Below are 25,333 nucleotides of genomic sequence, written 5' to 3' on the forward strand. Positions count from 1 at the left end.
ACCTCAGAGAGGCACTTACGGGGGAGATTTGGACACCAGTCTCTACATCGGTCCTGAGTCGGCACCGGACCGCTACCGGCTTCTGCGCTCCATCGGACGCGGCGGCGAGGCCGTGCTGTACCTCGCCGAGATCCAGCTCGGCGGCGCCGCCGAACCGGTCGTGGTCAAGGTGCTCGACACCCAGGAGACCATGCGGCCGCAGGAGTTCGCGAAGATCAGCTCCCGCTGGAGCGAACAGGCCGAGCTGCTGCGCTTCGTCCACCGGCTCGGGGTCGTCGGCATCCGCGAGCACTTCGAGGGCATGCCGCCGCATCAGGCCGGGGAGGCCGGCACCCCGCCCGGGCGGGCGCTGTGCCTGGTCATGAACCACGTCGAGGGCCTCGACCTGCGGGACTGGCGCGCCGAGCACACCCTGGAGACCCCGGCCGAACGCCGCGACGCCCTGCGCTACCTGGAGCAGCTCGCCGAGGTCCTGGACTGGCTGCACCTGGGCAGGGGAACGCCCTCCGGGCGCGTCGTCGTGCACGGCGACCTCTCCCCCGGCAACGTCATGATCGACGCCAACGGGCAGGCCACGCTCGTCGACTTCGGGCTGAGCAAGCTCACCGCCGAGCACCGCACCGCCGAGGTCTGGTTCACCCCCGGCTTCGCGGCGCCCGAGGTGTTCGACGGGCGCCGCACCCCGGCCACCGACCGGTACGCGTTCGGCGCCATCGCCTACTTCCTGCTCTCCGGCGAGTCGCCCGCCAGCACCCCCGAGCAGCTACGGCGCCAGTTCCGGGACCTGCCCGCGCTGGCGGCACAGGACGACGAGGCCCGCGACGAGGTGCTCGCCGTCTTCTCCGCCGACCCGGCGGCGCGCCCCGACAGCCTCTCCACATGGATCAAGCGCCTCCGCCAGGCGGTGTTCTCCACCTCGGCCTCGTCCACGTCCCGCGCAGCGGCGGCCGGCGCGGCCACTGCGGGCGCTGCCGGTGCGGCGGGCGCCGGTGCGGCCGTCCCGGCCAGGCCCGCGGTTCCGCCGGCGCCGAGCGCCGCCCCCGCGCCGGCCAGGCCCGCGGCACCCCCGCCACCGGCCCACACGCCGGCACCCTCGGCCCCGCCCGCCGCCGCGGCCCCCGGCCCGGACGGCACCGGCGAGGTGCCCGCCGCCCCGCAGGACGCGGCACCGCAGCCGTCGGCACCGCAGCCGTCGGCACCGCAGGACGCGCCGCCCCCCGACGCCGCCTCCGAGAGCGCGGCGCTCCAGGACGCCCCGCCGGGCGGCCCCGCGTCCTCCCCCGCAGCACCGGCACCGGCCGCGCCGGCGGCTCCCACGGCGCCGGACCCGCACCCCGCCCCGGCCCCCGGTCCCGGACCGGCCGCCACCCCCGCGCCGGCGCCGCGCCCGGACAACCCGACCTTCGCCCTGGGGACGCCCGTCGCCCGGGAGAACGCCACGCACCCGGCCACCCGGCCCGACCCCGCGCAGCCACCGGCTCCCGGCTACGGCTATCCGGCGGGCGGCGCCGGGTACCAGCACGCGGGACCGTACTCCGGGGCGGCGCCCGCCCCGCAGCCCTACCCGTCCGGCTATGCGGCGACGGCGGCGCCGGCCCCCACCGCGCCGCAGCCGAAGAAGAAGCGCCGCCGCGGCGTCCTCATCACCGGTGTGGTCCTCGCCGTGGCGCTCGTGGCCGGGGCCGGCACGTACGCGGCGGGCCGCTTCCTGGACAACGGCGAGCCGACGACCGCTGCCGAGGACAAGCGCACCGGCGAGAGCGCGGAGCCGAAGCCGGACGAGAGCGACACGACGGACCCGGCCGAGGACCCGACCCCGATGCCCACACCGGCCCCTGACGAGAACCCCGCGCCGGACCTCCCGACGGACCCGTCCGGCAGCGAGGAGCCGCCCGTGATTCCGGAGGACCGCGACGAGATTCCGCTGACCCTCCTCCAGTCCGTCAAGAACGAGGGCGACTACAAGCAGGGCACGGCGACGATCGACACCACGTTCTACGCCGACGCCCTCGTCACCCAGGACTCGTGCGGCTCCGTCATCGAGTACGACCTCCAGCGGAAGTGGAAGACGCTGACCTTCGTCGCCGGCGTCACCGACACCTCCACCGCGGGCCGGGACATGCGGCTGACGATCAGCAACGCCCAGGGCAAGCAGCTCGCCACCCGCGCCGTCACGCTCGGGCGCCCGGCCGAGATGAGCGTCGACGTCACCAACGTGCTGCGCATCCGCATCCACATGGACCCGGACGGGTGTGACAGCTCGCTCGTCGGCGCCATCGCGGAGCCGACGCTGAAGAAGTAGCCCTCCACGTGCCGCACGGTGTGGTCCCACGGGTTTCGCGGGACCGCACCGTGTTACCCGGCCGGGTGAGTCCCGGAGCCGCCGGGGCGATCCGAAGGAGGCGAGATTCATGGCCACCCCGGCCAAGGACATGCTGGAGACGTACCCGGCGTCGCTCGGCGACGTCGACCGGGTCGCGCTCGTCCGCTGCATCGAGGAGTGCTTCGCCTGCGCCGAGGCGTGTACCTCCTGCGCGGACTCGTGTCTGTCCGAAGAGCGGGTCGCCGAGCTGCGGAAGTGCGTCCGCACCAACCTCGACTGCGCGGACGTCTGCGACACCACCGGGCGGGTGCTGTCCCGGCACACCGGCTACGACGCCAACATCACGCGCGCCGTGCTGGAAGCCTGCGCGACGGCCTGCAGGGCCTGCGCCGACGAGTGCGAGCGGCACGCCGCCGCGCACGCGCACTGCCGCGTGTGCGCCGACACCTGCCGTCGCTGCGAGACCGCCTGCCGCGAGCTGCTGGCCAAGATGGGCTGACGCTCGCCGAGGAGGAGTGGACGCACGTCCGCCCCGGGCCGGTGTTCGGCCCGGGGCGGACGTGTGGGCGGTGACGTCAGAAGTCGATGCAGACGTTCCCGCCGGACAGGTTGATCAGCCCTTCCTGCAGGCCGATCGAGTTGCAGGCGTTCACGACGGTCGTCGTCTCGTTGCCGTGCTTGTCGCCGCCCCGGTCACAGGCGGCGGCAGTCCCGGCGCTCGCCATGAGCCCGAGGGCGGCGATGGCAGCAGCGGCGGCCACGGTACGCATGCGCGTCATGCTCTCCTCCAAGGAGTGAGGGAAAAGTGATCGCATGACGTTTTTCACCTGATCTTTCTTTTCACACCTTTCCTGCTCCGAACGAGGGGCACGGGGCGAAGTGCCACCCCGTCGGGCCAGACGCGGCCGTCAGGCCCTATTCCCCGGGGCGGACGTAGGGCCGGGTCAGGATCTCCATGTTGTGGCCGTCGGGGTCGTCGAAGTAGGCGCCCCGGCCGCCGAACAGATCGTTGGTGCGGCCCGGTTCGGTGTGGCCCGGATCGGCGTAGTAGGTGACCCCGGCCGCCTCCAGCCGCGCGATCACGGCGTCGAAGCGGGCCTCGGGGACGAGGAAGGCGTAGTGCTGCGACTGGACGGGCTCGTGGCCTGCCTCGTAGTAGTCGAGCGTCACGCCGTTACTGAGGTCCACGGGCAGAAAGGGCCCGAACGGGGCGCCGACGCTCAGCCCGAGGATCTCGGCGAGGAACTCCGCCGACCGCCGCCGGTCACGGGCGTGGACGATGGTGTGGTTGAGCTCGACGGCGTCGGCGGGCCGTTCGGCGGCGTGCTGGTGCTGGGTTTCGTGCGGCATCGGTGACTGACTCCGGTCCCGGGTTCGTTGGAGGGGGCGCCACGCGCGGCGGGCGCCGGGGTCGCGGACACGGAGGACGCGGCGGGGCTCTGGCCCACCGGGCGGTCATGCCGGAGCCGGGCACCCGATACGTGAGCGGCGCACGCCGGACCCGGCAGTCACGCTCCCGACCGTAACCCGTGCCGCCGCCCGGCCCGAGGGTTCCGGGCCGGACGCCGCTTGGCCCACGAGGGTGAAGCGGGCGGGCCGGGGGCCGGACGCTCCCGGCGGCGGCGCCGGGCGGACGCCATGGTGGGGCTGGCGTGCCGGTACCCCCGCGGGGAGCGCCGGACCGCCGCCTCGGTGCCCGTCCCGGAAGGGGAAAGCGATGTCTGTGGCCCTGAACTTCCTCGTCGAGGTCCTCCACGAGACCTTCGGCCTGCCCCGGATGAACCTCCACCCGGACGCCACCTTCGCCGAGCTGGACATGGACTCGCTCACCCTCACCGAGCTGAGCACCGTCATCGAGGAACGCACGGGGCTGCGCATGGACCGCTTCCCCGTCACCTGCAACCTGACGGAGGCCGCCGACCTCCTCGACCGGGCGGCGGACGCCCTTGTCGAGGCACGCGAGGCACGCGAGGCCGGTGCGGCCCGCGAGAGCGCGTGACCGTGCCGCGGGCCGCGGGCAGACCCAGGGCACGGCGCGGCACACGGCACGGCTCGCGCACGGCGACCGTCACCGCGCGGGCATCGGCTCCGGCTTGAGGAGCACGAAGTCGGCGCCCGAGCCGTCCACGACGACGGCCAGCCGGCCCACGCCCTCGGCGTCCTCGGGGCCCATCTGGACCGTGCCGCCCTTCTCCCGGGCCCGGCCCAGGGCCGCGTCCACGTCCTCCACGGCGAACACCGGGTGCCAGTAGGCCCGGCCGCCCGTCAGCTCCAGGGCCTCGGCGGGCAGTTCCATCAGGCCGCCGTGCATCCGCTCCTCCGGCTGCCCGGCCGGGGTCAGCATGGTGTACGTCCCCTCCTGCCCGCCCGGCATCGGCATGTCGCTGAAGCTCCAGCCGAACAGCTCCCCGTAGAACGCTCTGGCCCCGGCGGCGTCCGGCGTCATCAGCTCCGTCCAGCACAGGCTGTTGGACTCGTCCACGAGCTGAAGGCCCGACGAGCCGTCCGCCCCCGGCTGGAAGACGGCGAACTGGCCGCCCTGCGGGTCGGTGTACTGCGCCATCCTGCCCTCCCCCGGAATTTCCGTCGGGGGGACGCGCACGGTGCCGCCCAGCCGCTCGACGGCCCGCGTCGTGGCCTCGGCGTCCGCGGTGTGGAAGTAGAGCATCCAGGCCGAACGGGCGTCCCTCTCCTCCAGCTTGCCGATGGCGCCGACGTACTTGCCGTCCTCCTTCAGCATCACGAACCCGACCTCCCCGTCGGGCCCCTCCATTCCCTCGGTGTCCCAGCCGAAAACGGCGGCGTAGAAGGCGGTGTCGGCCTCGATGTCGGGCGCGCCCAGGTCGAGCCAGCACGGCGAGCCGGGTACGTAGTCAGTCGTGATCATGGTGTGGTTTCCCTGTTCCTCTTCGTTCCTCTTCGCGTCGGTCCCCGCTCCCGCCAGGCTTCCACCGGGCACCGACAACCGCCTCCCGGCTCACCCGTCCGACGGAGGGCGGGCCGGGAGGCGTCGGTGCGAGCGCGGGCGGCTCGCGGCACCGCCGGTCAGGCGAGGATGTGGACCAGGAACCAGGCCGCGAAGCCCGTCCAGGCCACGGCGAAGAGCGCCCGGCCGGGCCGGGTGTGGACCCGGAACCACGCCCGGACCCGCTCGGAGAGGGTGTCCCCGCGTCGCGTGCTGCGCAGGGCGAGGATCTCGTAGACGAGGCCGGCCAGCAGGAGGCCGCCCCAGATCAGGTTGGCTGTCATCGCTCCGCCTTCCCTTTCCACGGTACGTACCCACGGCGCCATCACCCTGACCCTCCGTCAACCAGTCGCTCGCACAGCCGTGCAGCCGCGGAAGAACGGACGAGGCGAAGGAGATACGGGCGCGCCCGACCCCACCCGATCGGATGACGTCCCGCGCGTCGCGCCCGCCGCCGGACGCCTTCGGGTAGGAAGGCGTTCCCGCGGCGCTTCAGCAGGCCGGGACCGCACGTCAGGGATAGGTCGGACGCACCCATGCAGGCAGAGATCACCAACTCCACCGACACACCGTTCGCGCGTATCACGGGAGTCGGCGCGTACCGGCCGCGTCGCGTCGTCGACAACGCGGAGGCGTGCCGGTTCATCGACTCCTCCGATGCCTGGATCCGCTCCCGGACGGGCATCGTCACCCGGCGCTGGGCGGACCCCGGGGAGTCGCTCGGCGTCATGGGCGAGCAGGCCGCCGCCAAGGCCCTCGCCGCCGCCGGGCTCGACCCCGCGGACCTCGACTGCGTCATCGCGGCCACGTTCACCCACCTGCGGCAGACGCCCGCCGTGGCCGCGGAGATCGCCCACCGGGTCGGCGCGGTGAACGCGGCGGCGTTCGACCTCGCGGCGGGCTGCGCGGGCTTCGTGCACGGCGTCGTCCTCGCCGCCGACGCCGTCCGCGGCCGGGGCGGCCACGTGCTGGTCGTCGGCGTCGAGCGCATGACGGACCTCATCAACCCGGCCGACCGGGCCACGGCGTTCCTCTTCGGCGACGGTGCCGGAGCCGTCGTCGTGGGCCCCTCCGCCGCCCCCGGCATCGGACGCGCCGTGTGGGGCGCCGACGGCTCGCAGGCGGACGCGATCGCGCAGACCGAGCCGTGGAGCGTCCTGCGGGACGCGCCGGGCCGCGAGTTCCCGTGGATGCGGCAGGAGGGGCAGCGGGTCTTCCGGTGGGCCGTGTACGAAATGTCGCGCGTGGCGGAACGGGCGCTGGCCGCCTCGGGGGTGCCCGTCGAGGCGCTGGACGTCTTCCTGCCGCACCAGGCCAACGTCCGCATCATCGACGCCATGGCCAAGCGCATCGGGCTGACGGAGCGCACCGTCGTCGCCAAGGACATCGTGACCTCGGGCAACACGGCCGACGCCTCCATCCCGCTGGCCATGGACGCCGTCCTCGCCGCCGGTGAGGCGCGGCCCGGGGACACGGCCCTGCTCCTCGGCTACGGCGCCGGGCTCTCCTACGCGGGAGTCGTCGCCACGCTGCCCTGACGGCCGACGACGAGCCGGACGGCGCCGCCCGTGGGGCCGAGGCCCCCGCCCCTACGCCCCAGCCGCTCGCCACGGCTCCGGGCGATCCGGCGCACGTCCCGCGGCGCCTCCGCCGTCCGCTCGACGACGTGGCGCAGTTGCTCGGCCGTCGCCCGACGGTCGGCGAGCAGGTCGTCCACGGGGCCCAGCAGCTCGTCGGCCATGGCGAGCCGGACGCCCTCCACGTGGTCGGCCACCCGGCAGATACCCGTCCCCCACGACGCAGCAGGGCCGCCCCTCCGGCCCGCTCCACGGCAACAGCCGTGCGGGCCCGCCGGTGTGCCGCATCAGCCCCTCATCTCGGTCCCGTCCTGCGCCATGTCCCGTTCGTGCGCGACGGCATACGGCCGGACGAGGGCGCAGTCCTCACCCCGCAGACACACCTCCGGGGGCCGCTTGGGCCGCGGCGGCACCCTCAGCGCGGGCGCCACTCTGAAGTGGTCCGGGCTGCGCTGACCAGGGGTTCGGATGTGACAGCGCACTGGCCACAAGGGAGTTGACGATGAGCAACAACTACGGGGTGTGGTCGAAGGCGCGACGAGAAGCGTCGTCTCCCCGCCGCCTGGGCAGCGATCGTCGCAGCGATCCCGGGCGGGGACGCGGCGAACCCCGGGGCAGTGGGCTGACCCGGGGTTCGTGGGGACCGGACCGCGTCAGAGCGGGCTGGTCTGGAGTTGGCGGCAGGCGGTGACGAAGGAGATCAGCTCGTCCACCTTGTCCGACCTGGCGTCCACCGCCCGGTTGACGACCTTGACCAGGTGGTCGTACGCCTCGGTGTGGTCGTAGCGGGCGGTGTCGGCGATCTTCAGGGCCCAGCGCCAGTACCCGCGGATGGTGTCCGCGAGCGGCATGCGGAACTCGGCGATGACCTCACGGATGGGATCCACGACGGCGTCGCCGTAGCGTTCCAGGTACAGCCGGACCATGTCGGCGAAGAACGAGAAGTGCCGGGCCTCGTCCTTGCTGAGCCGGACCAGGATCTCCTTGAGCAGGGGATCACCGACCGCCTGGCGTAGGTGCTGGTAGTAGATCTGGGTGGCCTTCTCCTGGACCAGGGGGTAGGTGAAGAACTGCACCGCCTCGTCGTGGGGGAGCTGGAACTGCTTACGGCCCTCCTCGGCGAGGGAGTCCCACAGGGCGTCCCGCTCGGCCAGGCCCGCGGACAGCTGGTATCTGGCCAGGGCCCGGGCGTGGGTGTCCTCCTCCTGGGCCCAGCGGACGGTGAAGTGGTACAGCTCGCGGTTGTGGATGTAGGTCTCGCGGTCGACGCTGTCGTCCACGGGGAAGTTCTGCTCGTAGAGGGCGAAGTAGCCGGGCAGGTGGTCCTCGATGATGGTGATGAACTGCACCGCGGACCGTTCGCCCTCGGTGAGCCGGCCGGCGTCGGCCTGCGCCCAGTCGAAGCTGAAGTCGACGTCCCAGCGGAGCGTGGGCGGCGAGGTGCGCAGGAACGCGCCGACCGCCGTGTCCACGTCGGCGGCGGGCAGCAGCGGGCCGCCCACCTGGGCGATCCGCCGGGTCGGGGTGACGGAGTCGGTCATCGCTCCCCCTAACGCGACTTCTGCAGGGTGAGGGCGTAGTGCTTGGTGGTGAAGCCCCATCCCGCGTTGGCCGTCTTGAGATAGCGGGTCAGCTGGTCTGAGAGCCCCGGCTCGATCGCGTCCAGCCGCTCCGCGTTGCGGGCGACGTTGGCGAGCCAGTCCTCGATCGTCCGCCAGTAGTTCTCGGTCAGGTCGTCCACGGCGACGACGGTGAACCCGGCGTTCTCCGCACCGCGCACCAGGTCGGACAGGGGCCGCATGTCGCCCCAGCCGAAGATGGAGTCCCGGACGAAGACGGAGTTCTCCCGCTCGCCGAACTCGGCCCGCCGGGCGGCGTTGCGGTAGCAGCTCTCGGAGACGTACATCCGGCCGCGCGGCTTGAGCGCCGCGTAGGCCTTGCGGAAGACGCCGTCCAGGTCGGGCATGTGGACGATGGACCCGAGCATGCTGATGGCGTCGAAGGAGCGCGGTTCGGGTTCGTGCTCCTCGAACTCGCCGATCCGGGTGGACACCTGGTCCGAGAGGCCGGCCGCGGCGGCCTGCTCGGCGATGTAGGCGTGCTGGTTGGGCGCCGGGCTGATGCCCACCGTCGTCGCGTCGTACTCGGCGGCCATGAAGAGGATCAGCGAGCCCCAGCCGCAGCCGATGTCCAGGATCCGCTTGCCCGGCGCCGCGCCGAGCCGGTCGGCGACGTAATGCAGCTTGTTCTGCTGCGCCTGGTCGAGGGTGTCCTCGTCGGTGCGGTAGATCCCGGCGCTGTACTTGCGGGTCCGGTCGAGGTAGAGCTCGAAGACCCGCGGGTCCTGGTCGTAGTGCTGGTTGGTCCTCGCCTCGGCAGTCACGGGTCAGCCCCGCTCGGCGATCAGCTTCGCGACGGCGTCCGCCACGTGGTTGATCGTCTTGAAGCCGAAGACCTGGTCGTCCTCCAGCTCGATGTCGTAGGTGCGCTCGATGCGGGCGACGGACCGCAGCACCTTCACCGAGTCGGCGCCCTCCACCGCGCTCAGGTCGAGGTCGGGCGTCAGCTCCTCGACGGGGCGCCCGAACTCGGCGGCGACCAGTTCGGTCACGGTGCGGATGATCTCGTCGTTGCTCGTGCTCTCGGCCATGTCGGTGTCTCTCCTCGCTGGTGGCAGTGCGGTCGTGCGGTCAGTGGGAGCGGAGCTCGGCCAGCGCCTCGTCGACCAGCCGAGCCTCGCGCTCGGACATGGCCATGCGCTTCTTGGCCTGCTCCTCGGTCACGGGCTGGTACGCGCCCGTGGCGAAGACGACGGCGTTCCCCCCGGCGTCGGTGATCTCGGCCTGGGCGTGGTGCGGGCCCGCGTCCCCCGCCACCGCCTCGGTGCTCGCCGTGCAGCGGTAGGACGCGCCGATCGCCAGGGGCTCGACGTAGCGGGTGCGCATGCTGGTGGTGAAGACGGAGACGCCCAGGCGCAGCACGAGCAGGTTGCCCATGATCTCGTCGCAGATCGTCGTGGACATCCCGCCGTGCACGACGCCCGGATAGGACTCGAAGGCGCGGTCGAAGCTGAAGGCGCACTCGATGCCGCCGTCGGCGGTGTGGACGAACCGCAGCCGCAGGCCCTTGTCGTTGGCCGGCGAGCAGCCGAAGCACTGGTAGTCCGGCAGTACGCGCCAGGGCAGCTCGACCGGCTCGCCGAGAGGGCCGTCCGTCGCCTCGGTGCGGGCCGTCATGCGGCGATCACGTCGGCGAGGGCGTGGCGCACCTTGCCGTTGGTCGACAGGTCCATCTCGACGATGCCGCCGAAGACGCGGCGAATCTTGTGCTGGAGCTCCTTGAGCTCGTCGGCGTCCGCCACCTGCTCCAGGAACAGCTCGAAGGCGGTGTCGATGGTCTCGTGGTCCTCCAGCTCGGTCAGGTTGCTCTTGAACAGGCCGACGGGGTGCTTGATGCGGGAGTCGGAGGTGTAGACGTAGAGCGTCTCCAGGACCGAGGCCTTCTCCTCGGGGTGGCGGGCTAGCCGCTCCCGGCAGAAGTGGATGAACTCCCGGGCGTGCGCGGCCTCGTCCCGGCTGGCCTTCAGCAACAGGTCGTGGAGAACGGGCTCCTCGACGGCGTGGGCGACGCGGCGGTAGATGTGGTTGACCGTCAGCTCGGAGATGATGTTGGTGGCCAGCGTCGCCGAGGGGGTGGTGCCCGGGTCGTACGGGGCGCGCATGGCCGCCACCGCGCCGTCGTCCACCTTCTCCCCGACGGCGTCCAGCCACGCCTTGAACATGTAGTGGTGCTGGACCTCCTGGTTGCCCCAGACCACCGCGAAGGTGGAGAAGTCGTAGTCCTCCACGAACTCGTTGAGGAAGCCGTGCACCGCGGCGATCACGTTGGACTCGCCCATCACGGCGCTCTTGGCGATCGTGACGTACTCGGGCTGGACGAGATCCTTGCGGACCGCGGAGAAGTCGACGTCCGTCAGCTTCCAGTGGTTGCGTTCGTACTGCGTGAACACGTCGTAGGTGTGCATCAGTTGCCCCTTTCGGCCTGATCATCCGCGAAGGCCCGCTTCGCAGTGAGTCGTTGGAGCTTTCCGCTGGTCGTACGAGGGAGGGAGTCGGGAGCCGCGAGGACGACCCGCAGCTCGTCGAGCCCGAGCGCCGAGCGGACCCGGTGACGCAGCCGCGCCGCCAGTTCGGGGTGCTCGGCCTCGGGACGGCTGGTCTCCGCGACCAGCACCATGTACTCGTCGTGGCGGTCCCCTTCGTCCGCCTGGTGGACGAAGGCCACGCAGCGCCGCCGGTGCACGGCCTCGTCGGTGCGTACGGCGCTCTCCACGTCGTCCGGGTAGAAGTTGGTGCCCCGGAGGATGAGCATCTCCTTGCCGCGCCCGGTGATGTACAGCTCGCCCCCGGCCAGGTAGCCCAGGTCGCCGGTGCGCAGCCAACCGTCCGCGGTGAACGGCTGGTCCAGGGTTCCGGCGTCGTCCACGTACCCCGCCGTGACGGACGGGCCGCGCAGCTGCACCTCGCCGACCACCCGGTCCCCGGCCACGGCGCGCCCCTCGGCGTCGGCCACGCGCAGCCGCATCCCCAGCACGGGGCTGCCGACGCCGACCACCCCGCGCGCACCGGGCGCCGTCCGCTCCACCGGCACGGCGGCGCCGCGCTCGGCGAGCGCCGCCCGGTCCACCCAGTCCCAGCGCGGCTCCCGTTCCAGCGGCGGGAACGTCACCGCGAGGGTCGCCTCCGCCAGGCCGTAGACCGTCAGCATCGTGCGGGGGTCGAAGCGGGCCGGGGCGAAGCGCCGGAGGAAAGCCTCCAGCGAGTCCACGGCGATCGGCTCGGCGCCGTTGAACGCCACCCGCCAGCGGGACAGGTCGTAGGACGCGGCCTCCTCGGCCGGTACCGCGTCCACGAGGTAGTCGTAGGCGAAGTTGGGCATCGGGCTGATGGTGTAGCCGCCGTCGGCGAACTGCCGCAGCCAGCCCGCCGGGTCCTTGACGAACGCGGACGGGCGCCAGATCGTGCACGGGACCCCGGTGAGGATGCCGGTCAGCGTGCCGAACAGGCCCATGTCGTGGAAGAGCGGCAGCCAGCTGGAGTTCCGGTCGGCGGGCGTGAGCCTGATCCCGTCCCGGATCGCCCGCAGGCAGGCCAGCACGTTGGCGTGCGTCAGCCGGACGCCCTTCGGGTAGGAGGTGCTGCCCGAGGTGTACTGCAGGACGATCTCGCGGTCCGCGTCCACCTCGACGCCGTCCACCTCGGCGTCGCCCTCACCGTCGGTCAGGACGTCCGCGGCGCCGAGCACGCGGCGGCCCGGGACCGCCTCCTCGATGAACGGCAGCATCGGGGCCAGCCGCCCGGAGACCAGGACGTCCTTGATGCCCGCGTCGTCCAGGACGCTGACGAGCTTCGCGGTCTCGGCCTCCCGCGTGTTCATCGGCAGCGGGCAGACGCACGCCCCGAGCCGGCTGAGCGCGAAGAACAACAGGAGGAAGTCGGGTTCGTTGGTGGAAAGGGCGCCGACCCGGTCGCCCTCACGGATGCCCAGCCCGCGCAGGCGCGCCGCGATCCGGCGCGAGCGCGTGCTCAGGTCGTTCAGGGAGAGCGCGGTCCGCTCGGCGGGGAAGTCGACGGTGACCTCCCCGTGGTCGGCCACGACCTTGTCCAGCGAGCTGTGCAGTGTCGGTTCGTCCATGCGTTGGCCCCCATCGCGCTGTCAGTCGGACGTCGATATCTCCGGAAGTCCCGCCGTGGAGGCGGTCGGGTGCAGTGACCAGCGGCCGTCGGCGTGCCGGGGCGCCCACCGGGTCAGGCGGACGACCCGGGGCACGGCCTCGGCGGTGACCGCCAGGTGACGGTGGCCCAGGTCGACGGCGCGGGTGCGCAGCCCCGCCGCCGAGCCGCGCCAGGTGACCTCGGCCCAGGACCGGCCGGGGTGAGCGGTGAAGTGGATGGTGGCGAGCCCGGCGCGCAGCCCCAGGCCGAGCGCCTTGGCGACGCTCTCCTTGGCCGCCCACAGCAGCCTGGCCCCGCCCGGCCCGGCGAGCAGGGGCCGGTCCTCGGCCCCGCAGAAGCGGTGGGCGACCTCGCGCAGCTCGCCCTCCGGCGCGTCCTCGACGTCGACCCCGCAGCGGCCGGCCCCCTGGACGAGGGCGAGCAGCCCGGAGTCGTGGCTCACGTTGAGGTGCGCCCGCCCCGGGGCGCGCCGCCGGACGGCTCGGGCCAGGACCCGGGACGCCTCCGCCTGCGTGCGGCGGCGGCCCGGCGCGTACCGGCCGTGCAGCGCCGCACGCTCCGGCCCGGGCAACGCGGCCGGCAGCTGTTCCGCCGCCGCGTGCACGACGGACAGCTCGACCAGGTGTAGGTGAAGCTCAGCCCCCGTTGTCGTCTTCATGGACGCCCGGCTACGGTCTTCCGGTCGTCGCGGGCAGCGTGGCCAGGCCGCGGAACTGCAGGTTGTCCGCGCGCCACCGGTACGGACGCTCGGGGTCGAGCGCCAGCCCGGGGATGCGCCGGGTCAGCTCCCGCAGCGCGTAGGCCCCCTCGACCTTCGCCAGCCCGGCCCCGATGCAGTAGTGCACCCCGGTGCCGAGCGCGACGTGGCCCGTCTCCGTGCGGGTGACGTCGAGCCGGTCCGGGTCGGCGAACTGCGCCGGGTCGCGGTTGGCCGAGCCCCGCACGAGGTAGGCGAGCTGACCCTGCCGGATCGTCGTCCCGTGCAGCTCGACGTCCCGCGTCACCAGCCGGTGGGTGAGCTGCACCGGGCCGTCCCAGCGCAGGATCTCGTCCACGGCGGCCGGGATGCGGTCCGGCTCGGCCCGGAGCAGCTCCCACTGGTCGCGCTCGGCCAGCAGGCCGCGCAGGCCGTTGCCCAGCATGTCGACGCTGGTCTCGTACGTGGCCACCAGCAGCAGGAGCAGGTTCGAGCACAGCTCCTCGTCGTCGAGCCGCTCGCCGTTCTCCTCGGCCTGCGCCAGCCGGGATATCAGGTCGTCGCCCGGGGCCCGGCGCCGTTCGGCGATCACCTCGCCGAGGTACGCCATCATCTGCCGCAGCGACTGGGCCGCCGGACCGTGCGTGCCCAGCAGGTCGGGCGCGCCGCCGAGGAACAGCTTCATGGTGTCCGCCCACTCGGTGAGCATCGGCCCGTCCTCGTCCGGAAGGCCGTAGAGGGCGAGCAGCACCCCGATCGGCACCGCGCGGCTGAGGTCGGGGATGAGGTCGAAGCTGCCGCGCTCGATCAGCCCGTCGACCAGCCGGGCGACGATCCCCTCCACCCGGGGCTCCACCTGCCGCACGTCCCGGGGGCTGAAGCCCTGGGACATCAGCTTGCGCACCCGGGTGTGCTCCGGCGGGTCGAGCATCCACATCCACTGCGAGGCGAGCTGGATGAAGTGCCGCATCGCCGGGGACGGGTCCGCGCCGCCGCGGGCCGCGAGCAGGCCGATGCGCCGCGAGGAGAACGTCTCGTGATCGCGCAGGGCGCCGTACACGTCGTCGTACCGCGTCAGCAGGAACCCGTTGAGCTGGTCGTCCCAGTGCACGGGAGCGTGCTCGCGCAGCAGCGCGTACGTCGGGTAGGGGTCGACGAAGACTTCATGGCTGAGCAGCTTCAGCTCGCTCGTGGGGCCGGGTGTCGTCACGGCTCATCTCCCGTCTCTGGTCTGCTCGTCGAACAGCGCGCGGGGGACCTCGGCGACCCCCGTACCGGCCAGGACGGGCGCGCCCTCGGCGTTGACGACATTCACCTCGCAGTCGAGCAGGACGCGCCCGGCCGGCGCCTCCCCGCCCTCGGTGGCGGAGAGACTCGCGGTGACCGTGTCCCCGGCGAAGACCGGCGCGAGGAAGGTGAAGGAGAGCTCCCGCATGTGCACGCCCGGCTCGGCGAGCAGCGGCACCGCGGAGAGCGTGAGCGCGCCCTGGGCCATCCGGCGGTCCCCGAGGCCACCCATGTGGTGTGCGCCCAGGTCCCCGGTCAGGCGGGCGCAGACGTCGATCTCCTGTGAGTTGAACGTGTGCGTAGCGGTTCGGGTGATGCCCATGGCAGCCAATCTCCTCAGACGCCGACGATGAAACCCTTGCTGCGGCCGGTGATGACGACGTCGTCCCCGCACCGGATCCGGGCGTTGAACGCGATCTTCGTCATCCCCTCCGTCGGCTCCAGCCGGGTGACCTCCAGCTCGGCCGTGATCTCCTCACCCCGCCCGACCGGCCGGGCCACGGACCAGTCCATCTTCTGGGAGAGGTAGTCGAGGTCCCCGCCCAGCTTGGTCAGCGGTGCGACCGCCAGGATGTAGGGCAGCTCCTCCGGCAGCGGATCGACGGGGTTGCCGCTCAGCTCGAAGAAGTCGCGGACCTCCTGATCGGTGTACCGCTTGGTCCAGGACAGGACGGTACCGACGGAGATGTCCCCGTGAACGGCGTTCTTGACAGTGGTCGACAACAGCCCCTCCAGGACGGGAGATGCGGCGCGGGGGAAGACGGCGGCGTAACGGTCGACTTGCTACCTACTAACGGGTATCCGCTCGGAATCATGCCGCACGGGACCGCGGAAGGAACACAGGAGCACCAAGTGTGTCTCACGTCACAGTTCCATGCTCCCGTCACACACCTGCCGCCCCAACACCCGTGCAAAACAAGAGATGTGACGTGCATTCACTTCTTGACGTCGCCCGAAGCCAAGACCGTGCCACGCCTGCCGCACCGGCCTTCCGAGCTGACGGGCCGGCCTCGGCACGGGGCACGCCGTCACACGGCACCACCGGCTCTCCCTGACGCGTCGTTGCTGGTCAGTAACCTGGGACGTCCCGGCATCACCGTCAGCCGCAGCACCGTCACGTGCCACCTGCACCAGCTCAGCTCTTCCGCCGTCGCAGGGCCCCGCCCCGGTGTTTTCCACGGGCGCGGCAGCGAGAAGGGCCCGGCCGTCGGCGGCTTCTCCCGACTTCCCTGCGCCGAGGCGCTTCCGGACGAGAGGGCCGCCACCGCGATCGGGGTCTCCGCTCCCGAGCCTTCCTCGCCGCCCACGGCACTTCGGCCGTCGCCTTCACCCCACGACCGGCGTGCTGTGCGAGTGATTCCTCTGCGAGTACCTGGCCGGGGGGCCACGAACAGCGACGAGGCCATCGACGTGGTGCGGGTTCCCGGTAACGCGGTACCCCGCTTCATCTCCGTCGGTACCGTCTTCCCACCCGTTCCGGCCGTCCTGGAGGAACAGACGTGACGAACCGGAAGACGGACGAGCACCCGGGGTATCGCGGCGGACGAGGAGTAGCGTGGGAAGAGCAAGGCGATTCCGTGATCGTGTCGGATCCCGAACGGGTGATCCTCATGACCGACCCCGACGCACCCACCGGCTCGCGTCACCTGCCGACGGGCTCCCACTGGCGGATACGGCCGGGCGGAGCGCTGCTCCGGCTGGAGACGACAGCATCGCGTGAGGGCCGCCTGGACGGAGCCTGGTGGCCGAGGTCCCGGGACATCGGGGCGGAGTTGCCAGCGCTGTTGAGCGCCCTCACCGACCACCTCGGCCCCCTGACGCGCGTCGGCCTGGACGCTGCGGCCTGGGAGGAGCTGCCGACACGGGTCGTCGTCGACGGCATGGTGGTGCACGTCGACTCCTTCCCGGTGGGTGACGACACCGTCCTGATCACGCGAGGCGCCGAGGACCATTTCGCCCTGCTGGTGATTCCTCCGGACGCGACGCCGGAGGCAGCCCACGCGGCGATGGCCCAGGCCGTCCTGGCCGACAACCCCAGTACGGCCGAGCAGATCCTCATCGACACCGGAAGCGGCTCGGCGTCGTAGCGAGGACGGCCCCCTTGGCCGACCACGGGGCACCGGATCTCGCCCGGGCGTGCTCACCCGCGAAGTCGCCCGTCCATGGCGGAGCGTTGCGGCAGTCGGTGCGACAGACAGGAAAGCCCAGGCCAGAATTGACTGACCTGGGCTTCTCGCGGAGCCGCCTAAGGGAATCGAACCCTTGACCTACGCATTACGAGTGCCCCAAGATCATCTCGGCCACTGCCGGTCGGTGTCGCCACATCCCGTTTCCCTTGCTCAGCGACGTGCACCCTTGTCTGGCCATGCCGCCGAGTCCGCCTTGTGCCACCCCGTCCGCTCACGCATCGCTCACGCAGGCTCGTGAACCGAAGCTGCGTCGCCGCAACGAAGCTCGCGGCGATCCATGCCCACTCAGGCCCGACGGCATCGAAGCGCCTGCCGCTCCGGGAGGAGGCATGTGGGCGGTCGCCAAGGGGCCGGCCACGCGGACACTGGTCTGTGCGATGAGGGCAGCATGCCGCAACAGCAGTTGCACTTATTTCGACTGTTGCGGATAATGCACTTATGGCACCTTGAAGCGATCCTTGCCGCAGCACGAAGGGACGGTCACATCATGAGCGCCTCGACTGCTCCACCCACCCCCCCGTCGGGAGCCAGCGCCGATTTCGCGGCGCGAGCTCTGCCGCCCGTGAAGAAGTCCCTCGCTCGTTCGCCCGACGCTGAGCGGATCCACTTCCGAATCGAGGAAGGCGAAGCCGATCTCGAGCTGCCGCGCGAAGCAGTGGAACTGCTGGCCATAGTGCTGAGCCACATGGCGGCAGGCCGCGCCGTCTCCATCGTTCCTGAGCACGCCGAGCTCACCACACAGCAGGCAGCCGACATGCTCAACGTGTCCCGGCCGTTCCTGATCGGGCTTCTGGAGGCCGGTGAGATCGACTACCGGAAGGTCGGCACTCACCGCAGGATCAAGGCACAGTCACTCCTCGATTACCAGCGCCAGGACGACCAGAGGCGCCGGCAAGCAGCGGACGAGCTCACCGCCCTGAACCAGGAGATGGGACTGATCTGACCCCGTGGCGTTCACTGTCGTCTACGACGCCTGCGTCCTGTACCCCAGCACCCTGCGCGATCTGCTCATCCGCATAGCCCAGGCGGGACTCGTACAAGCGAAATGGACGGATCGGATCCTGGACGAGGTCTTCACGAACCTTCATACGAACCGCCCAGAGCTCAACCCGGCGAAGCTGGCCCGAACACGCGAGTTGATGATGCGCGCTGTGCGGGATTGCCTCGTCAAGGACCACGAACCTCTGGAGTCGGCGCTGCAACTGCCCGACACGGATGACCGCCACGTGCTCGCCGCCGCGATCAAGGCGCAAGCTCAGCTCATCGTGACCCACAACCTGAAAGACTTCCCTGAAGAGGCACTGGCGCTGTGGAACATCGAGGCCGTCTCCGCCGACGACTTCGTCCTCGCCCAGATCGATCTCGACCGGCAGCGCGTCTTCGCTGCCGTGCAACAGATCGCCGACTCCTGGAGGAACCCACCCGGCACCACGGGGGATGTGCTCGGCCGCTTGGAGCGAGACGGACTCCTCGAGGCCACCGCGGCCCTCCGCTCCGGCCAGTAGCCCGTGCTCTACTCCTGCACCGCGCCCGCTCACTGGTCAACCGCGTAGCCACCAACCCGATTCCAGCACGGCTGCCGTGGCAACCGGCCGACCGCAGGGTGTCATCGTCCGCTCACGCAGGCTCACACACGGCGCTGCCCAGCGAGAGAAGCGGACCCAAGTCAATGCCACCAACGTGGAAAAGCCCAGGCCAGAATTGACTGACCTGGGCTTCTCGCGGAGCCGCCTAAGGGAATCGAACCCTTGACCTACGCATTACGAGTGCGTCGCTCTGGCCGACTGAGCTAAGGCGGCGTGCCGTGGTGTGCAGCGCGGTTTAGTTTACACACCTCGGCGGGGTGCTCGCGCCGGGGTTCAGCAGCGCTTTCCGTCGGCGGGCACGGTGCCCTTGAGCAGGTAGGCGCCCACGGCGTCGTCCACGCAGGGCACGCCCTGGCCGTAGGCGGTGTGGCCGTCGCCGTCGTAGGTGAGCAGGCTCGCGGAGTCGAGCTGGGCGGCCAGGCCCTCGGCCCAGACGTAGGGGGTGGCCGGGTCCCGGGTGGTGCCGACGACGAGGATCGGGTCGGCACCCTCGGCCTCGATGCGGTTGGCCTCGCCGGTGGGCTCCGCGGGCCAGTCGGCGCAGACCAGCGTGTAGTAGGCGAAGTTCCGGCCGAAGACGGGCGAGGCCTTCTCGAAGGCGGGGAGCGCGGCCTTGACCTCCTTGGCGTCGGCGAAGGGGGCGGGCTGGTCGAGGCAGTTGACGGCCGCGTTGGCGTACATGAGGTTGCCGTACGAGCCGTCGGGCGAGCGTTCGTAGTAGGTGTCCGAGAGCGCGAGGAGGGCGGCCCCGTCGCCGTCCTGGGCGTCGGCGAGGGCGCGGCGCAGGCGGGGCCAGTACTGCTTGGTGTACATGGCGGTGATGACGCCGGTGGTGGCGAGCGACTCGGTCAGCTCGCGCTCCTCGCCGGTGGGCAGCGGCTCCTCGTCGATCGCCGAGAGGAGGGCACCGAGCGTGTCGCCCGCCTGGGCGGCGTCGGTGCCGAGAGGGCAGTCGGAGCGGTCGGCGCAGTCCTCGGCGAAGGCGGTGAAGGCCGTCTGGAAGCCGGCCGTCTGGTCGCGGTTGAGATCTTCGGCGGGCAGCGACGGGTCGATGGCGCCGTCCAGGACGAGGCGGCCCGAGCGGGAGGGGAAGAGGCCCGCGTAGGTGGCGCCGAGCAGGGTGCCGTAGGAGTAGCCGAGGTAGGTGAGCTTGTCGTCGCCGAGGGCCGCGCGCAGGACGTCCATGTCCCGGGCGGCCTCGATGGTGGAGACGTGGCCCAGCAGTTCCCCGGCGTCCTCGGCGCAGCCGTCGGCGAAGGAGTCGTTGGCCCGCTTGAGGGCGGCCGTCTCGGCGGCGTCGTCGGGGGTGACGTCGGCGCTGGTGTAGGCGTCCATGGCGGTGTCGGAGAGGCACTCGACCGGTTCGCTGCGGGCGACGCCGCGCGGGTCGAAGCCGACGACGTCGTACTCGGCCCGGACGGGCTCGGGCAGGCCGAGCCCGGCGAAGTCCTGCACGAAGTCCACCGCGGAGCCGCCCGGCCCGCCGGGGTTGACGACGAGGGAGCCCGCGGGCTCGCCCGAGCCGGCGGATCGGGAGCGGACGACGGCCAGCTCGAGGTCCTGGGCGGGGGCGGGGGCGGGGGCGGGGGCCGAGTAGTCGAGCGGGACGGTGAGCTCGGCGCACTGGAAGCCCTCGGGGCCGCAGTCGCGCCAGTCGAGCCGCTGGTCGTAGTAGGGGCGCAGGTCGTCGGGGATCTCGGCGGGGAGGGGCCGCAGGACGCGGTCGACGCCCCGGCCCGCCGCGTCGGACGCGTTGCCGGGCGGGGCCGACGACGCCCGGCCGTCCTCGGCCGTGCAGCTGGTGAGGAGCAGTGCGGCCACTGCCGTGAGCGTGCCGGAGGTGCGGAGCAGCCGCCTGGGGTCCATCGGTCACCTTCGCCGGGTCGAGTCCGTGGGTCCTGCCGTGGGGATCACCACGGAGCGTATATCCCCGGACGCCGTCAGCCCGCGCGCAGCGCCAGCGTCATCGCCTCGACGGCGAGGAGCGGGGCGACGTTCCGGTCGAGGGCCTCCCGGCACTCCAGGATGGCCTCCATGCGCCGCAGGGTCTGTTCCGGGCGCGAGGACGCGGCCAGCCGGCCGACGCTCTCCGCCGCGGAGAGGCCCAGGTCGGGGCCGGTGGGGGCGGAGGCGGCCCCGAGCTGCTGGGCCAGCACGTCGCGGTAGAAGGCGGCGAGGTCGGTGAGGGCGAGGTCCAGCGAATCCCGCTGCGTGCGGGTGGCACGGCGCTTCTGCCGGTCCTCCAGCTCCTTCATCGCCCCGGCGGTGCCGCGCGGCATCCGCTTGCCCTCGGTGCCGCCGAGCGCGGCACGCAGATCCTCCGTCTCCCGGGCGTCCAGCTCCTCGGCGACCTGCTTGGCGTCCTCGGTCGCGGCGTCGATCAGCTCCTGGGCGGCGCCGAGGCAGCCGCCGACCGTGTCCACCCGGGTCGGCAGCTTCAGGACGGCCATGCGCCGGGCCCGGGCCCGCTCGTCGGTGGCGAGGCGACGGCTGCGCTCGATGTGGCCGCCGGTGGCCCGGGCGCAGGCGGCGGCGAGGGCGGGCTCGATGCCGTCCCGCCGGACGAGGAGCTCGGCGACGGCGTCCACCGGCGGGGTGCGCAGGGACAGCAGGCGGCAGCGGGAACGGATGGTGGGCAGGACGTCCTCGGTGGAGGGAGCGCACAGCAGCCAGACGGTGCGCGGAGCGGGCTCCTCGACGGCTTTCAGCAGGACGTTGCCCGCGCCCTCGGTGAGGCGGTCGGCGTCCTCCAGGACGATGACCTGCCAGCGCCCCCCGGCCGGGGAGAGCTGGGCGCGCCGCACCAGCTCGCGGGTCTCCTTGACGCCGATCGTGAGTTGATCCGTACGGATGACGTCGACGTCGGCGTGGGTGCCGACGAGCGCGGTGTGGCAGCCGTCGCAGAAGCCGCAGCCGGGGACACCACCCGAGGCACGGTCGGGGCTGACGCACTGGAGTGCGGCGGCGAAGGCCCGGGCCGCCGTGGCCCGGCCGGCGCCGGGCGGGCCGGTGAACAGCCAGGCGTGCGTCATGGACGAGCCGGCGGCGATCGCCGACTCGGCGGCGGTGTCGGCCGGGGTGTGGGCGGCCTCGGCGGCGGTGCCGGCGGCGGCGTGGGCGGTGACGAAGGCGTCGGCGTCCCGGGCGGCGGCCGCGAGCTGGGCCACCACCCTCTCCTGGCCGACCAGGTCGTCCCACACCGCCATGGCTGCCCTTCCGCCGCCGTTCTCGTTCGGTCGATCCCGCTCGCCCGTCGGTACGTCCCACTCGACGTACCCCGGCCGTACTCCGGCGTCCATTGTCGTGGATGGCACCGACAGCGTCGGCACTGCGCCGGGCGGGTGAACTCCGGTGACGTTCCGGGGCTCGACCGGCGACGCCCGGCTCGCTCCGACTAGTCATATGACATGGTCACCATGCAGCCTCGGGCCGGCCCTTCCCCGACGGCCGGCCGGGAGCTCCCTCCTTGCCGGACTCCAAGGACGCAAGGGAACCGCCCGCACCGCCTCCGCTTCCGCGGAACGCGCGGGCACCGGCACCGCTCGTACCGGCCGTGGGCTGCGCGGCGTCTGGGCCGCGGGGGCGGCCCAGACGCCGATGACCGGCCAAGAGCCCCGGGCGCGCTCCCGACCGCAGCCGGATCAGCGGCGTCGGCCGCGCTCGCCGCCATGGGCCCCGTCGGCCTCGGCGTCCCCGTCCTCGCCCCCGTCTCCGTCCTTCGCGGCCGCGGGCTCCTCGTAGGGACCGAGCAGCTCGTCCGCCAGGGTCGGCAGGTCGTCCATCGGCGTCTCCTCGGCCCAGGCGGGACGGGGCCGGGCGCGGTCCGACGGCTCTGACGCCGGGGGAGCCGGAGGAACCGGGGGAGCCTCGGAGGCCGCGGGAGCGTCCGGCCGAAGCGGGAGCTCGCGCGTGACGTCGTCAGGGTCGCTCCCGCGCGGGGCGCCGCCCCCGGCCTCGCCCCGGGCCGCGTCGTCGGGGACCTGCGGCAGCACCTGCGTCTCCCCGTCGGACGCGCCGGCGGGAGGATCCTGCGGCACCCGGGGCACCTGCACGGTGTCCTCCTCGGAGCCGCCCACCGCGCGCTCCTGCTCGGCCTGCTGCGCCGCGCGGTTCCGCTCCGCCCGCAGCAGCGCCTCCTCGGCCTTGCGCTGCTTCTCCACGCGCCGGGCCGCCGCCTCCTCGCGCAGCCGCGTCTCCTCCTCGCGCTGGCGGGCGAGACGTTCCTCCTCCGCTCGCCGGGCGGCCTCCTCGGCCTCACGGCGCTCCCGCTCCTCCTCGGCGCGACGGCGCAGTTCCTCGGCCCGGCGCCGGGTCTCCTCGGCGAGCCGGGCCTCGGCCGCACGGCGAGCGGCCTCGGCCTCCTGGCGGCGCCGCTCCTGCTCCCTGGCCTCCTCCTCGGCCCGCAGCCGGGCCAACTCCTCCTGGCGCTCCCGCTCCTGCCGGGCGAGCTCCTCCTGGCGCTCCCGCTCCAGGCGCTCGGCCTCGGCCTTGCGAAGCTCCTCCTCCTCGCGGCGGGCGGCCTCCTCGGCCTCACGGCGCTTGCGCTCCTCCTCGGCGCGCCGCCGGGCCTCCTCGCGCTCCTGGATCTCCTGCTCCGAGAGCGGCAGCACCTGGTCGAGCCGGTGCCGGACGACGCCGGTGACCGACTCCGGCTCCTGGCCCGCGTCCACGACGAGGTAGCGGGCCGGGTCGGCGGCGGCGAGCGCGAGGAACCCGGCGCGCACCCGCTGGTGGAAGCCGGACGACTCCGACTCCAGCCGGTCCGGGGCCTCGGTGAAGCGCTCCCGGGCCGTCTCGGGCGAGATGTCCAGCAGGACGGTGAGGTGCGGGACGAGGCCGTCCGTCGCCCAGCGGGAGATGCGGGCGATCTCGGACGGCGACAGCTCGCGGCCCGCCCCCTGGTAGGCGACGGAGGAGTCGACGTAGCGGTCGGTGATGACGACGGCGCCGCGCTCCAGGGCCGGCCGGACGACGGTCTCCACGTGCTCCGCGCGGTCGGCCGCGTAGAGCAGCGCCTCTGTCCGGTCGGACAGCCCGGCCGAGGACACGTCCAGCACGATCGAGCGCAGCCGCTTGCCGAGCGGCGTGGCGCCCGGCTCCCGGGTGACGACGACCTCGTGTCCCTTGCCGCGTATCCACTCCGCGAGCGCCTCGGCCTGCGTGGACTTGCCCGCGCCGTCCCCGCCCTCCAGGGCGATGAAGAAGCCCGTCGTGGCCGTGGCCTGCTCCGGGTCGCCGCCACGGACGGCGTCCAGGAGGTCGCGGCGCAGCGGCACGCCCTGCCGGTCGTCCACGCGGGTGAGCACCAGCGCGGCGACGGGCAGGAGCAGCGCGCCCAGCAGCATGAGCACGAACGCGGCGCCGCCGTGAGCGAAGACGAACTTGCCGCTCTCCACCCGCTGGGTGCCGATGAGCGCCGCGAGCAGCGGGGCCAGGATGGCCGACAGCGCGATGCTCAGCCGGACGACGGCGCCGAGGTGCTCCGTCATCCGCGTGCGACGGGACTCCTCGGTCTCCTGGTCGAGCACGGTGTGGGCGGCGCGGGCGGCGACCCCGGCGCTGAGCCCGGTGAAGAGCCCGGCCGCCAGCATCGTCGCCGTGTCGGAGACGAGGCCCGTCAGCAGCAGGGCGGCCCCGGTGACGATCAGGGCCAGGGCCAGCACCCGGCGCCGGGAGAGCGAGGGCAGCACGTGCCCGGCTCCGCGGATGCCGCAGGCGGTGCCGCCGGTGAGGCCGAGGACGAGGAGGGCGAAGGTGACCGGCCCGCCGCCGAAGTCCGCCGCGTGCAGCACGCTCACCGCGACGGCGCCCCCGACCGCGCCGGCGACCGCGGCGGCGACCGTGACGAGCAGCGGGACGGCACCCGTCCGGCCCCGCTCGGGACCGGCGGCGGTGCGCGGCCTGCGCAGCCCCTCCAGCGGGGAGCGCGGGCGGGGCGTCGAGGTGGCGGGCAGGGTGAGGAAGACGAGCAGGGAGATCGACGCGGCGAACAGACCGGCCGCGACGTAGGACGCCAGGGCCGCCTGGTGGTCGGTGAACCACACGATGCCCGTGCCCAGCAGATTGCTGAGCAGGGTGACGACGAGCAGGACCGCTGCGGCGGCCGGGAAGGCGAGGAACGAGCCGCGCACCCACAGCCGGCGCAGGGCCTCGTGCTGGTCGGGCAGCGGGCGTATGGCGGCGCCCTCGGGCGGCGGCTCGGGCAGCAGGGCCGGGGCCGCGCTGTCCTTGGCGACCGTCCACAGCCGCTCGGCCGCGCCCGCGAGGAACACGGTGCCGAGGAGGAAGGCATAGGAGCTGTCCGGCGTCCACGTGATCCACAGCGGCGCGACGATCAGCAGCGCGGCCCGCAGGCCGTCGGCGCCGATCATCGTCCAGCGGCGGTCGAGCGGACCGCCCGGGGCCACGAGGGAGGAGACCGGGCCGAGCAGCACGGCACCGCAGAGCAGGGTGGCGAGCAGGCGGGTGGCGAAGACCGCCACGACGGCGAGGGCCACCCCGCGGTAGCCGCCGCCGAACAGCGTCTCACCGCCGGTCAGCGCCACGCCGATGACGGCCTGGACGGTGAGGAGGGTGAGCACGAGGAGCCCGAGGGCGTCCCCGATTCCGCTGACGTAGGTGGCGCTCCACAACCGTCGCAGCGGTGCGTAGCGCACCAGCGCGCGCACCGCGCGCTCGCGGGAGTCCGCGGCGAGGGCTTCGGAGGCGGAGTCGCCCGTCATTGGCTGCTCTGCTCGCGTCATACGGGCAGCGTATCGAGTGCGGCCGACACCGTCGGCCCGGACCCGGAGATCGGGCCGCGCGCGAGCGGATCCGGCAGCTCCGGTCCGGACGACGGACGGCCGGACGACGGACGGCCGGACGACGGACGGCCGGACGGCCAGGCGGCCGGACGGCCAGCCGGCCCTCCGGTCGGGAACGGCAGCCGGTACGCGTGATCCGCCTCGCCCGCCGCCCGGGAGCGCGAACGAGCG

The 25,333-nt window shown here is 72.9% G+C and carries 25 protein-coding genes, 1 tRNA gene and 1 pseudogene; 8 read left to right on the forward strand and 19 right to left on the reverse strand.

What is annotated here, in order from left to right; all coding sequences use genetic code 11:
- The first annotated feature begins 28 nt into the window (after nucleotides 1-28).
- Together O7609_RS10325 and O7609_RS10330 are read left to right on the forward strand one after the other, a co-directional pair.
- The gene (locus O7609_RS10325) at nucleotides 29-2,302 is read left to right on the forward strand and encodes a protein kinase domain-containing protein (RefSeq protein WP_269734640.1); all 2,274 of its coding nucleotides are present in this window, start codon (nucleotides 29-31) and stop codon (nucleotides 2,300-2,302) included.
- A 109-nt stretch (nucleotides 2,303-2,411) separates the two neighbouring features.
- Nucleotides 2,412-2,822, forward strand: a complete 411-nt coding sequence (locus tag O7609_RS10330) for a four-helix bundle copper-binding protein (RefSeq protein ID WP_269734641.1) — start codon at nucleotides 2,412-2,414, stop codon at nucleotides 2,820-2,822.
- Nucleotides 2,823-2,898: 76 nt separating this feature from the next.
- Here the strand turns inward: O7609_RS10330 and O7609_RS10335 are convergent, their stop codons facing one another.
- Nucleotides 2,899-3,102, reverse strand: a complete 204-nt coding sequence (locus O7609_RS10335) for a hypothetical protein (RefSeq protein WP_269734642.1) — start codon at nucleotides 3,100-3,102, stop codon at nucleotides 2,899-2,901.
- 136 nt (nucleotides 3,103-3,238) lie between these two features.
- Nucleotides 3,239-3,673: a VOC family protein gene (locus tag O7609_RS10340; RefSeq protein WP_269734643.1), complete on the reverse strand. Its 435-nt coding sequence runs from the start codon at nucleotides 3,671-3,673 to the stop codon at nucleotides 3,239-3,241.
- A 367-nt stretch (nucleotides 3,674-4,040) separates the two neighbouring features.
- Here O7609_RS10340 and O7609_RS10345 point away from each other — a divergent pair, with 367 nt between their 5' ends.
- Nucleotides 4,041-4,322 (forward strand): acyl carrier protein, encoded by a 282-nt coding sequence (locus tag O7609_RS10345; RefSeq protein ID WP_269743448.1) that lies wholly within the window; start codon nucleotides 4,041-4,043, stop codon nucleotides 4,320-4,322.
- Between the two features lie 69 nt (nucleotides 4,323-4,391).
- Here the strand turns inward: O7609_RS10345 and O7609_RS10350 are convergent, their stop codons facing one another.
- Together O7609_RS10350 and O7609_RS10355 are read right to left on the reverse strand one after the other, a co-directional pair.
- On the reverse strand, nucleotides 4,392-5,210 hold the full coding sequence (locus tag O7609_RS10350; protein ID WP_269734645.1) for a VOC family protein: 819 nt from the start codon (nucleotides 5,208-5,210) through the stop codon (nucleotides 4,392-4,394).
- Between the two features lie 158 nt (nucleotides 5,211-5,368).
- On the reverse strand, nucleotides 5,369-5,572 hold the full coding sequence (locus tag O7609_RS10355; protein ID WP_269734646.1) for a hypothetical protein: 204 nt from the start codon (nucleotides 5,570-5,572) through the stop codon (nucleotides 5,369-5,371).
- A gap of 252 nt (nucleotides 5,573-5,824) precedes the next feature.
- Here O7609_RS10355 and O7609_RS10360 point away from each other — a divergent pair, with 252 nt between their 5' ends.
- Complete coding sequence (locus O7609_RS10360; protein ID WP_269734647.1) at nucleotides 5,825-6,826, forward strand: beta-ketoacyl-ACP synthase III; 1,002 nt, start codon at nucleotides 5,825-5,827, stop codon at nucleotides 6,824-6,826.
- Here the strand turns inward: O7609_RS10360 and O7609_RS10365 are convergent.
- From O7609_RS10365 to O7609_RS10415, 11 genes are all read right to left on the reverse strand, one after another.
- Nucleotides 6,796-7,062: a hypothetical protein gene (locus O7609_RS10365; protein ID WP_332330045.1), complete on the reverse strand. Its 267-nt coding sequence runs from the start codon at nucleotides 7,060-7,062 to the stop codon at nucleotides 6,796-6,798. The two genes, O7609_RS10360 and O7609_RS10365, sit on opposite strands and share 31 nt — an antisense overlap.
- Before the next feature lie 456 nt (nucleotides 7,063-7,518).
- Nucleotides 7,519-8,406: an acyl-ACP desaturase gene (locus O7609_RS10370; RefSeq protein ID WP_269743449.1), complete on the reverse strand. Its 888-nt coding sequence runs from the start codon at nucleotides 8,404-8,406 to the stop codon at nucleotides 7,519-7,521.
- A gap of 8 nt (nucleotides 8,407-8,414) precedes the next feature.
- Nucleotides 8,415-9,248 (reverse strand): SAM-dependent methyltransferase, encoded by an 834-nt coding sequence (locus tag O7609_RS10375; RefSeq protein ID WP_269734649.1) that lies wholly within the window; start codon nucleotides 9,246-9,248, stop codon nucleotides 8,415-8,417.
- 3 nt (nucleotides 9,249-9,251) lie between these two features.
- Nucleotides 9,252-9,515, reverse strand: coding sequence for an acyl carrier protein (locus O7609_RS10380; RefSeq protein WP_269734650.1), 264 nt, complete (start codon nucleotides 9,513-9,515; stop codon nucleotides 9,252-9,254).
- A 40-nt stretch (nucleotides 9,516-9,555) separates the two neighbouring features.
- Complete coding sequence (locus O7609_RS10385; RefSeq protein ID WP_269734651.1) at nucleotides 9,556-10,101, reverse strand: PaaI family thioesterase; 546 nt, start codon at nucleotides 10,099-10,101, stop codon at nucleotides 9,556-9,558.
- A complete protein-coding gene (locus O7609_RS10390) occupies nucleotides 10,098-10,889 on the reverse strand; it encodes a ferritin-like domain-containing protein (protein ID WP_269734652.1) in 792 nt (263 codons plus the stop codon). The genes O7609_RS10385 and O7609_RS10390 overlap by 4 nt, the downstream gene beginning before the upstream one ends.
- On the reverse strand, nucleotides 10,889-12,559 hold the full coding sequence (locus O7609_RS10395) for an AMP-binding protein (protein WP_269743450.1): 1,671 nt from the start codon (nucleotides 12,557-12,559) through the stop codon (nucleotides 10,889-10,891). Before O7609_RS10395 ends, O7609_RS10390 begins: the two co-directional genes overlap by 1 nt.
- Nucleotides 12,560-12,580: 21 nt before the next feature.
- Nucleotides 12,581-13,258 (reverse strand): 4'-phosphopantetheinyl transferase family protein, encoded by a 678-nt coding sequence (locus tag O7609_RS10400; protein WP_269734654.1) that lies wholly within the window; start codon nucleotides 13,256-13,258, stop codon nucleotides 12,581-12,583.
- Nucleotides 13,259-13,268: 10 nt separating this feature from the next.
- Nucleotides 13,269-14,507 carry a cytochrome P450 gene (locus O7609_RS10405; protein ID WP_269734655.1) on the reverse strand — a complete coding sequence of 413 codons (1,239 nt, stop codon included), beginning with the start codon at nucleotides 14,505-14,507 and terminating at the stop codon, nucleotides 13,269-13,271.
- A gap of 3 nt (nucleotides 14,508-14,510) precedes the next feature.
- Nucleotides 14,511-14,906, reverse strand: a complete 396-nt coding sequence (locus tag O7609_RS10410) for a MaoC family dehydratase (protein WP_269734656.1) — start codon at nucleotides 14,904-14,906, stop codon at nucleotides 14,511-14,513.
- Nucleotides 14,907-14,920: 14 nt separating this feature from the next.
- On the reverse strand, nucleotides 14,921-15,307 hold the full coding sequence (locus O7609_RS10415) for a hypothetical protein (protein WP_269734657.1): 387 nt from the start codon (nucleotides 15,305-15,307) through the stop codon (nucleotides 14,921-14,923).
- A 583-nt stretch (nucleotides 15,308-15,890) separates the two neighbouring features.
- Between O7609_RS10415 and O7609_RS10420 the strand changes: the two are divergent.
- From O7609_RS10420 to O7609_RS10435, 4 genes and pseudogenes are all read left to right on the forward strand, one after another.
- A pseudogene (locus tag O7609_RS10420) lies at nucleotides 15,891-16,087 on the forward strand (NUDIX hydrolase); the annotation flags it as partial.
- Between the two features lie 107 nt (nucleotides 16,088-16,194).
- Nucleotides 16,195-16,671: a DUF5994 family protein gene (locus O7609_RS10425; protein ID WP_269744339.1), complete on the forward strand. Its 477-nt coding sequence runs from the start codon at nucleotides 16,195-16,197 to the stop codon at nucleotides 16,669-16,671.
- 490 nt (nucleotides 16,672-17,161) lie between these two features.
- Nucleotides 17,162-17,716, forward strand: a complete 555-nt coding sequence (locus O7609_RS10430; RefSeq protein ID WP_269734658.1) for a helix-turn-helix domain-containing protein — start codon at nucleotides 17,162-17,164, stop codon at nucleotides 17,714-17,716.
- A gap of 4 nt (nucleotides 17,717-17,720) precedes the next feature.
- Nucleotides 17,721-18,278 (forward strand): PIN domain-containing protein, encoded by a 558-nt coding sequence (locus tag O7609_RS10435; RefSeq protein WP_269743451.1) that lies wholly within the window; start codon nucleotides 17,721-17,723, stop codon nucleotides 18,276-18,278.
- A 220-nt stretch (nucleotides 18,279-18,498) separates the two neighbouring features.
- On the opposite strand, the gene O7609_RS10440 is transcribed toward O7609_RS10435, so the two are convergent.
- From O7609_RS10440 to tmk, 4 genes are all read right to left on the reverse strand, one after another.
- Nucleotides 18,499-18,572, reverse strand: a tRNA-Thr gene (locus tag O7609_RS10440).
- Between the two features lie 60 nt (nucleotides 18,573-18,632).
- Nucleotides 18,633-20,225 (reverse strand): alpha/beta hydrolase, encoded by a 1,593-nt coding sequence (locus O7609_RS10445; protein ID WP_269734660.1) that lies wholly within the window; start codon nucleotides 20,223-20,225, stop codon nucleotides 18,633-18,635.
- 74 nt (nucleotides 20,226-20,299) lie between these two features.
- Entirely contained in the window at nucleotides 20,300-21,565 is a 1,266-nt protein-coding gene (locus O7609_RS10450; RefSeq protein WP_269737111.1) for a DNA polymerase III subunit delta', read from the reverse strand.
- Between the two features lie 435 nt (nucleotides 21,566-22,000).
- Nucleotides 22,001-25,102, reverse strand: coding sequence for a dTMP kinase (gene tmk, locus O7609_RS10455; RefSeq protein ID WP_269734661.1), 3,102 nt, complete (start codon nucleotides 25,100-25,102; stop codon nucleotides 22,001-22,003).
- Nucleotides 25,103-25,333: the final 231 nt, after the last annotated feature.

This window comes from Streptomyces sp. WMMC1477, from assembly GCF_027460245.1.
GTDB lineage: Bacteria > Actinomycetota > Actinomycetes > Streptomycetales > Streptomycetaceae > Streptomyces.

What these genes read in the sequence shown, in the direction of transcription:
- O7609_RS10330 (WP_269734641.1), top strand. Translation starts at nt 2,412, where the DNA reads ATGGCCACCCCGGCCAAGGACATGCTGGAGACGTACCCGGCGTCGCTC.
- O7609_RS10335 (WP_269734642.1), bottom strand. Translation starts at nt 3,102, where the DNA reads ATGACGCGCATGCGTACCGTGGCCGCCGCTGCTGCCATCGCCGCCCTC.
- O7609_RS10340 (WP_269734643.1), bottom strand. Translation starts at nt 3,673, where the DNA reads ATGCCGCACGAAACCCAGCACCAGCACGCCGCCGAACGGCCCGCCGAC.
- O7609_RS10345 (WP_269743448.1), top strand. Translation starts at nt 4,041, where the DNA reads ATGTCTGTGGCCCTGAACTTCCTCGTCGAGGTCCTCCACGAGACCTTC.
- O7609_RS10350 (WP_269734645.1), bottom strand. Translation starts at nt 5,210, where the DNA reads ATGATCACGACTGACTACGTACCCGGCTCGCCGTGCTGGCTCGACCTG.
- O7609_RS10355 (WP_269734646.1), bottom strand. Translation starts at nt 5,572, where the DNA reads ATGACAGCCAACCTGATCTGGGGCGGCCTCCTGCTGGCCGGCCTCGTC.
- O7609_RS10360 (WP_269734647.1), top strand. Translation starts at nt 5,825, where the DNA reads ATGCAGGCAGAGATCACCAACTCCACCGACACACCGTTCGCGCGTATC.
- O7609_RS10370 (WP_269743449.1), bottom strand. Translation starts at nt 8,406, where the DNA reads ATGACCGACTCCGTCACCCCGACCCGGCGGATCGCCCAGGTGGGCGGC.
- O7609_RS10380 (WP_269734650.1), bottom strand. Translation starts at nt 9,515, where the DNA reads ATGGCCGAGAGCACGAGCAACGACGAGATCATCCGCACCGTGACCGAA.
- O7609_RS10385 (WP_269734651.1), bottom strand. Translation starts at nt 10,101, where the DNA reads ATGACGGCCCGCACCGAGGCGACGGACGGCCCTCTCGGCGAGCCGGTC.
- O7609_RS10390 (WP_269734652.1), bottom strand. Translation starts at nt 10,889, where the DNA reads ATGCACACCTACGACGTGTTCACGCAGTACGAACGCAACCACTGGAAG.
- O7609_RS10395 (WP_269743450.1), bottom strand. Translation starts at nt 12,559, where the DNA reads ATGGACGAACCGACACTGCACAGCTCGCTGGACAAGGTCGTGGCCGAC.
- O7609_RS10400 (WP_269734654.1), bottom strand. Translation starts at nt 13,258, where the DNA reads ATGAAGACGACAACGGGGGCTGAGCTTCACCTACACCTGGTCGAGCTG.
- O7609_RS10410 (WP_269734656.1), bottom strand. Translation starts at nt 14,906, where the DNA reads ATGGGCATCACCCGAACCGCTACGCACACGTTCAACTCACAGGAGATC.
- O7609_RS10425 (WP_269744339.1), top strand. Translation starts at nt 16,195, where the DNA reads ATGACCGACCCCGACGCACCCACCGGCTCGCGTCACCTGCCGACGGGC.
- O7609_RS10430 (WP_269734658.1), top strand. Translation starts at nt 17,162, where the DNA reads ATGCCGCAACAGCAGTTGCACTTATTTCGACTGTTGCGGATAATGCAC.
- O7609_RS10445 (WP_269734660.1), bottom strand. Translation starts at nt 20,225, where the DNA reads ATGGACCCCAGGCGGCTGCTCCGCACCTCCGGCACGCTCACGGCAGTG.
- O7609_RS10450 (WP_269737111.1), bottom strand. Translation starts at nt 21,565, where the DNA reads ATGGCGGTGTGGGACGACCTGGTCGGCCAGGAGAGGGTGGTGGCCCAG.
- tmk (WP_269734661.1), bottom strand. Translation starts at nt 25,102, where the DNA reads ATGACGCGAGCAGAGCAGCCAATGACGGGCGACTCCGCCTCCGAAGCC.